Here is a 6,455-nt window from a genome sequence, read left to right as displayed (position 1 = left end):
GGCGGTGCGGCCAGCGGCGGCTTCCAGCCCGGCGCGGGGCCCGAACGTAACGTGGCCCGCGGTAGTCAGCCCGGCACAGTTCGCGGACTCAGCGACGAAGCGGATAGTCCGGCGGCTCCCGGAGGCACCAGCGGCCGTGGTGGCACCGAAGCCGCGGGCCTTGATGAAGCCAACCAGCAAACCCAACGCGCCCGCCTGCAGCAAATGAACCTGAGCCCTGGCCAGGCCCGCCAGCTGCTCGAAGCCCTGCGTACGGCCGAGCAGCAGTATCTGCAGCAGCTCCCGCGCAAAGCCACCACCCCCCGCGACAAAAACAAGCCGGCGTGGTAGCGCCGAGGAAGGGAATAGGATACTGAGGTAGCAGTGAAAATGGGGTGTCATTCTGAGCATTCCGCGCATTAAGCGGAGACGAGGAATCTTGCGCACCACAAACCCTGTCGTCAAGATTTAGCATTGCACGCGGGATTCTTCGCTTGGCTCAGAATGACACGCCTTTACCGGTCATCGAATGAACCACTCACCAAACCACTATTTCTCCGCAGCCAACTCACTATTTCACCTTTCGTACCTTTAAGCTCTAATCTCACCCCACCTAATTCAACTTATGCAAATCAAGGAAGTAGTAATCGTAGCCGCTGTGCGAACCCCTATTGGCTCGTTTGGCGGCAGTCTGGCCTCTTTGTCGGCCGTAGAGCTGGGCGCTATTGCCATTAAGGGTGCCTTGGAAAAGGCCGGCGTTGATGGCAAGGAAGTGCAGCAGGTGATTATGGGCAACGTTATTTCGGCCAACCTGGGCCAGGCTCCGGCCCGCCAGGCCGCCAAGAAAGCCGGCCTGCCCGATGCCGTGGAATGCACGACGGTGAATAAAGTGTGCGCCTCGGGCTCGAAAGCTATCATGTATGGCGCTCAGGCCATTATGCTGGGCCAGGCCGATGTGGTAATGGCCGGTGGCATGGAAAGCATGAGCAACGTGCCCTACTACCTCGACAAAGCCCGTTTTGGTGCCAAGTACGGCAATGGCCAGATGATTGACGGCCTGATGAAGGACGGCCTCTGGGACCCCTACAACGACTACGCCATGGGCAACGCCGCCGACGCCACGGCCGCTCATTACAGCATCAGCCGCGAAGATCAGGACGCTTTTGCTCAGCAGAGCTACGAGCGTAGCGCTGCCGCTGCCAAAGCCGGTAAGAAGAAGGACGAAATCGTGCCCGTAACCATCACGGTGCGCGGCAAGGAAACCGTTATTTCCGACGACGAGGAGTACCTGAAGGCCGATTTCAGCAAGTTCGCCGGCCTGCGCGCCGCCTTCACCAAGGAAGGCACCGTAACGGCCGCCAACGCCTCGACCCTCAACGACGGCGCTGCCGCCGTGCTGCTCATGAGCCGCGAGAAGGCCGACGAACTGGGCATCAAGCCGCTGGCCATCATCCGGGGTTTCGCCGATGCTGAGCAGGCCCCCGAGTGGTTCACCACCACGCCGGCCCTGGCTATTCCAAAGGCGCTCAAGCATGCCGGCATAGATGCTTCGGAGGTGGATTTCTACGAAATCAACGAGGCTTTCTCGGTGGTTTCGCTGGCCAACAACAAGCTACTGAACTTGGAAGGTGATAAGGTAAATGTGTACGGCGGGGCCGTTTCGCTGGGCCACCCACTGGGTGCTTCCGGTGCCCGGATCGTGACTACGCTGCTGAGCGTGCTCGAAAATGAGGGTGGCAAAATCGGCGTTACCGGTATCTGCAACGGTGGCGGTGGTGCCAGCAGCATTGTGCTGGAGAAAGTATAACCACAGATTACGCTGATCCGGTAGAAGACTCCCGTTTCGAGTTGAAAGCCCTGCCGCACCTTTTGCGGCAGGGCTTTTGTTTGCCCGCCTGCCCGCAAGGCACTACTTCGCCCTTTTCCCCGTTCTTGTCGCTATGAGATTTCTGCCCGCTTTTATTCTCCTCCTCACTGCCACCAGTGCCGCCCAGGCCCAAAAGTTGCGGCGGCTGACAACCTACTTCGACTCGACGCGGGTGCATCCGCGGGAGAAATACTCGGCGCTAGTAGGGGCCGACACCGTGATGCAGGGGCCGTACAAGCGGTTTTATTACACCGGTAAGCTCGAAGCCCAGACCCGCTACACGGCCGGCAAGCGCGACTCCTCCTACGTGGAGTTTCACCCCAACGGCGGCCGGCGGCTCGAAGTAACCTACAAGGACGGCGTGCGCCAGGGGCCCTTCAAAACCTACTACGACACCGGCAAACCCGCCCAGGAAGGCTCCTTCGCCGATGACGAGCCCAACGGCGAACTGCGCTACTTCTTCCCCGATGGTCGCATCAAGATGGAAACGACGCTGGCTAAGGGCCAACCCTCGGGCCTGGTGCGCGAGCTGTACGACTCGGGCAAGCCCAAAGCCGAAATAACATTTACCGACGGGCAGGCCAACGGGCCAGTAAAAACCTACTACGAAAACGGCCAGCTTCAGAGCGAGGGCAGCTACCGCCGCGGGCTGCTGGCCGGTCCCTACAAAACGTACTACGATAACGGCCAGCTCGAAACCGAAGTGCTAGCCGACCAGACCGGCCGGGGCCGTTACCGCAGCTATTACCGCTCGGGCCAGCTCCAGACCGAAGGCACCTACGTGGCCGTGCCGCTGGTGGGCCGGGCCGTGACAAACCCACTCGGCGACGACCTGACCAAGCAGGCCCGTTCCCTAGCGGGTGGCACCAACAACCTCGACGGCCCCGCTAAATCCTACCACGAAAACGGCGCTGTCAGGAGTACCATGACGTACCGCCAGGGCACGCTGGTGGGTACCCAGCAGGATTTCTACGAAACGGGCAAGCCCCGGCAGAAAACCGAGTATAGCAACCAGGCCCGCGACCGGAAAATAGTGAGCTACTTCGAGGACGGCACCATGCAGCGCGAGCAGCAGTACAAGAACAACCTGCCTGTGGGCCAGTGGCGCACCTATTTCTCCGGTGGTAAGCAGGTGCAACAGCTCGAAACCTACCAGAACGGCCGCCTTGGCGGCGAGCAGCTTACCTACTACCCCACCGGCACGCTTAAAAGCAAGCTCCTGGCTGAGAACGGCAAGCCTGCCGGGCTAGGGCAGGAATACTACCCCTCGGGTAAGCTGCAGGCCGAAACCACCTACGTGCGCGGCCTCAAAACCGGCCCCTACCGCCTGCTGCGCGAAGATGGCTCGCCCGAAGCCAGCGGCGCGTTCCGCAACGGCAAGGAAACCGGCGTATGGTCCTACTTCGGTCCCGATGGCACCACGGTGAAGGAGCGCAAAACCTACCGCAACGGCCAGGTAGTGCCCGCTGGCAGTGGTGTGCCGGCAAAGAGTACCGCTCCCGCGAAGAAGAAAAAGTAGCGGCGCAAACTCGCTTATCATTGCGAATGAAGCGAAGCAATTCTACAAAGCAGAAAGCCCCTGATGTCCGTGTTGGCATCAGGGGCTTTTGGCTTATCGGGGCGGTAGCGCTACAGGAGCGTATTGCTTCGTTTCGCTCGCAAATACGAATGCGTGAATCCGCTCAACACATCAGCTTGTCTACTTCTTTTCCTTCGCCAGCATCATCTCCCGAATGTACTTTACCGGGGCGCTGCCGTAGCTGAGGAATTTCTCATGGAAGGCTTTGAGGTTGAACTCCTTGGACTGCTTCTGCTTTAGCTCCTCGCGCAGGTCGTAGATTTCGGTGTAGCCGGTGAAGTACGAGCTGAGTTGTACCTGGCTGAGGGTGGCGCGCAGCCACTTGTTGCGGGCTTCGGCCTCTTCCTGAAAACCGTCGCGGCGCAACATTTCCACGGTCTTGGCCTCGGTGATGGTGCCGGCCTGCACCTCATGGTCGAGGATGGCGTTGAGCGTGACGCGCATATTCCATTTGTCCCACATCAGCCAGAATTCGTCGGTGTTGCCGCCGTAGCCGCTTTCCAGCATCATGCGCTCGGCGTACACGGCCCAGCCCTCAATCATGGCCCCGTTGCCGAGGATGGATTTGATGAGCGAAGGGCTGCGGTTGGCGTACACGAGCTGGGTGTAATGACCCGGAATAGCCTCGTGGATATTTAGAATCTGGAGCGTGTAGGTGTTGTACTCGCGCAGATAGCTTTCGGCCTGGGGAGCCGGCAAATCCACGATGGGCTCCACGTTGTAATAGGTATCCGCCCCCTTGTCGTAAGGGCCGGGGGCCGAAACGCTGGCGCCGGCTCCGCTGCCACGCATGTAGAGCGGGGTTTCGCGCACCACCAGCGGCTGAGTGGGGTCCTGGGTCAGCAAATCGTGCTCGTTCACCCAGCGTACCAGCTCGGGCATCTGCTCGCGTACGGCGTCCACGAACCGCTGGGGCGTGGCATGCTCCCGCGAAAGGGCCGCCACTACGTCGCGCACAATGGCCAGCGTATCCTGCGGCAGGGCCTGATACTGCACGTATTTAGGGTAGATGCGCAGAGCCCGAACCTTCATATCAGCCAGCAGCTCCTGGCGGTGCGCCAGGGCCTTCCGGTACACCTCATCAGCCGAGTAGCGGCTCTGAATATCGAGGGCAAACTTGCGGTTGAACAGCGCGGGCCCGATGCGGAAGTTGCGGAAGCTCCCGGCCGGCAGTACTTCGGTTTGCAGAAAGCTGATGTAGCCTTCCATAGCCAGCCGGGTGGTGGCCACCCGCTCGCGCAATTCCTGCTTCTCTGCCGCGCTAAGCCCCGATTTGGCCACCGAATCGAGCAGCGCCGGACCAAACACGCTCAGGCCACCCTGGTTCTGGCGAATGGCCAGGTTAGTATGCTCGCGGGTAGGCCGCTTGACGCTCTGCTTAGCCGCCTCGTAGTAATCAGCAACCTGAATGAGTTTTTGGCTGATAGCGCGCAAACGCCGGTCGAGAGGCGCGTAGCGGCCGTTGAGCAGCTCGGCCACCGAGCCGCCTATGTTGTAGTTGGCCGGGTTCCATTCCCAGGTGCGCAGCGTATCGTTGTAGAAGCGCGCCGAGGCTAGGTAGTTCTGCATCAGCCGGTAATCGGTCTGGTTGTTCACCGACAGCTTGCCCAGCTCGAAGCTCTGCAGCTCCTTGGCCCGGCGGGCAATGGCGGCGGCCTCCGTCTGCCGACGGCCGGCCGAGGGCACTATCAGCACCGAGTCGTAGCGATGGAAACCCTGGGAGGAAGCCCACTCGGGGTTGTAGTACCAGAGCGAATCGATGAACCGGTTTTTGTAGTCGTCGAAGGTCGCGTCGGCGGTTTCGGCGGTGCCGGTAGTAGGCTTGTTGCCCGAGTCGCAGGCGGCCAGCAGGCTGGCACCGGCCAGCAGCACGGCGGCGGGCAGGGAGTAGCGATGTTTCATAAAGGAGCGGCGGGTTAGCAGGCAAGGTACACGGCAAGGACGAGAGTAGCGGGGTAGGCGTTGCGCCGGCGCTCTGCCCTCCTCTGGCCCTACCGCCTACCGCGCCGCCGAGTTGTAGTAAGTAGCCGTGCCGCCCAGCGTTTGGGCAATGGCTTCCAGCTCGAGCCACTCGGTATTGATACCACCCAAAAACCCACCCCGGCGCACGACCTGCGGGACGTCGGTTAAATTAGTGCTCATTATACAACGCCCGCGCAGTAGCAGCTGGTGGCCCGTTACATGCACGAAAATACTCATGATCGGGTTCGATTCGAGGTTGGTTAAATCGGTGCTGAGCGTGAGTAATTCAGCGTCGGAATGGCGCAGGGTGTAGCCGCGGGCCACCAGCACTGCGGCGGCCCGCTTCCAAGCCACCTGGCCTTCATCAGGTAGCGCCAGCACGATGGTATCGTCGGTGCGGTCGGGTTGGGCGTGTAGCTCGAGGAGCTGAGCGAATGTTGGAACCGCGGCAAAGGTCATCAGCAGCAGAAATAGGAGCCTTTTCATAGCAATACATGATATAAAACAGGAAACCCGACCCCGCTATGAGGCCGGACCGGGTAATTAGTGGGTGGGCGCACGGGTGTAATGCACGGTGCCGCCCAGGAGCTTGGCCACTTCCTCCAACTCCTTCCAGCTACGGCCCCGAATACCTTGACCATTAGTATACTCCATCACACTCAGCCAACTGGCCCCATTCTCTCCGCTTGGGTAGTAGCCCTGCAAACGCAACTCGTGCCCCTCCACCACGAACGTAATGCCCATCAGGCGCTGCGTGTAACTGCCAACAGGCTCGGTGCTGAGCGTGAGTAGTTCGGGACTGGCAAAACGCACCGGGTAGCCTCGTTGGGCCAGCAGCCGGCCGGCCCGCTTCCAGACCGCCTGGCCTTCATCGGGCAGCGTTAGCACAATGGTGTTGTCGAAATCGATGGGCTTGGTGCGCAACCCACCGGTTTGGGCGAAGGTTGGAACCGCAGTCATAAACAGCAGCCCGGATAACAGAAGTACGTAGCGTAGCATAAGCAGAAAATAGAGTGTAAAAGCAGCAAGAAGGGCGAGGCAAACACCCGTCGATATGGTGGCCCAGCG

At 60.5% G+C, this 6,455-nt stretch carries 5 protein-coding genes and 1 pseudogene; 3 read left to right on the top strand and 3 right to left on the bottom strand.

Features of this window, described 5'->3' with window-relative positions; genetic code table 11:
* From HW556_RS09225 to HW556_RS09215, 3 genes and pseudogenes are all read left to right on the top strand, one after another.
* Positions 1 to 330, top strand: a pseudogene (locus HW556_RS09225) (hypothetical protein); the annotation flags it as partial.
* Between the two features lie 274 nt (positions 331 to 604).
* Complete coding sequence (locus HW556_RS09220; protein ID WP_176899734.1) at positions 605 to 1,786, top strand: acetyl-CoA C-acyltransferase; 1,182 nt, start codon at positions 605 to 607, stop codon at positions 1,784 to 1,786.
* A gap of 133 nt (positions 1,787 to 1,919) precedes the next feature.
* On the top strand, positions 1,920 to 3,365 hold the full coding sequence (locus HW556_RS09215) for a toxin-antitoxin system YwqK family antitoxin (RefSeq protein ID WP_176899733.1): 1,446 nt from the start codon (positions 1,920 to 1,922) through the stop codon (positions 3,363 to 3,365).
* A gap of 180 nt (positions 3,366 to 3,545) precedes the next feature.
* On the opposite strand, the gene HW556_RS09210 is transcribed toward HW556_RS09215, so the two are convergent.
* The 3 genes from HW556_RS09210 to HW556_RS09200 all read right to left on the bottom strand — a co-directional run bounded on the left by HW556_RS09210 (position 3,546) and on the right by HW556_RS09200 (position 6,347).
* The gene (locus HW556_RS09210) at positions 3,546 to 5,327 is read right to left on the bottom strand and encodes a DUF885 domain-containing protein (protein WP_176899732.1); all 1,782 of its coding nucleotides are present in this window, start codon (positions 5,325 to 5,327) and stop codon (positions 3,546 to 3,548) included.
* 96 nt (positions 5,328 to 5,423) lie between these two features.
* Complete coding sequence (locus HW556_RS09205) at positions 5,424 to 5,873, bottom strand: hypothetical protein (protein WP_176899731.1); 450 nt, start codon at positions 5,871 to 5,873, stop codon at positions 5,424 to 5,426.
* Positions 5,874 to 5,930: 57 nt separating this feature from the next.
* On the bottom strand, positions 5,931 to 6,347 hold the full coding sequence (locus HW556_RS09200) for a hypothetical protein (protein WP_176899730.1): 417 nt from the start codon (positions 6,345 to 6,347) through the stop codon (positions 5,931 to 5,933).
* Between the last annotated feature and the right edge of the window lie 108 nt (positions 6,348 to 6,455).

The organism is Hymenobacter terrestris, from assembly GCF_013377905.1.
GTDB lineage: Bacteria > Bacteroidota > Bacteroidia > Cytophagales > Hymenobacteraceae > Hymenobacter > Hymenobacter terrestris.
The sequence above is the reverse complement of the archived record's forward strand: the minus strand, read 5'-3'. Positions and strand labels throughout refer to the sequence as shown.

Bases quoted from the DNA above. Each gene is read 5' to 3' on its own strand.
- HW556_RS09205 (WP_176899731.1), bottom strand. From the start codon at position 5,873: ATGAAAAGGCTCCTATTTCTGCTGCTGATGACCTTTGCCGCGGTTCCA.
- HW556_RS09200 (WP_176899730.1), bottom strand. From the start codon at position 6,347: ATGACTGCGGTTCCAACCTTCGCCCAAACCGGTGGGTTGCGCACCAAG.
- HW556_RS09210 (WP_176899732.1), bottom strand. From the start codon at position 5,327: ATGAAACATCGCTACTCCCTGCCCGCCGCCGTGCTGCTGGCCGGTGCC.
- HW556_RS09215 (WP_176899733.1), top strand. From the start codon at position 1,920: ATGAGATTTCTGCCCGCTTTTATTCTCCTCCTCACTGCCACCAGTGCC.
- HW556_RS09220 (WP_176899734.1), top strand. From the start codon at position 605: ATGCAAATCAAGGAAGTAGTAATCGTAGCCGCTGTGCGAACCCCTATT.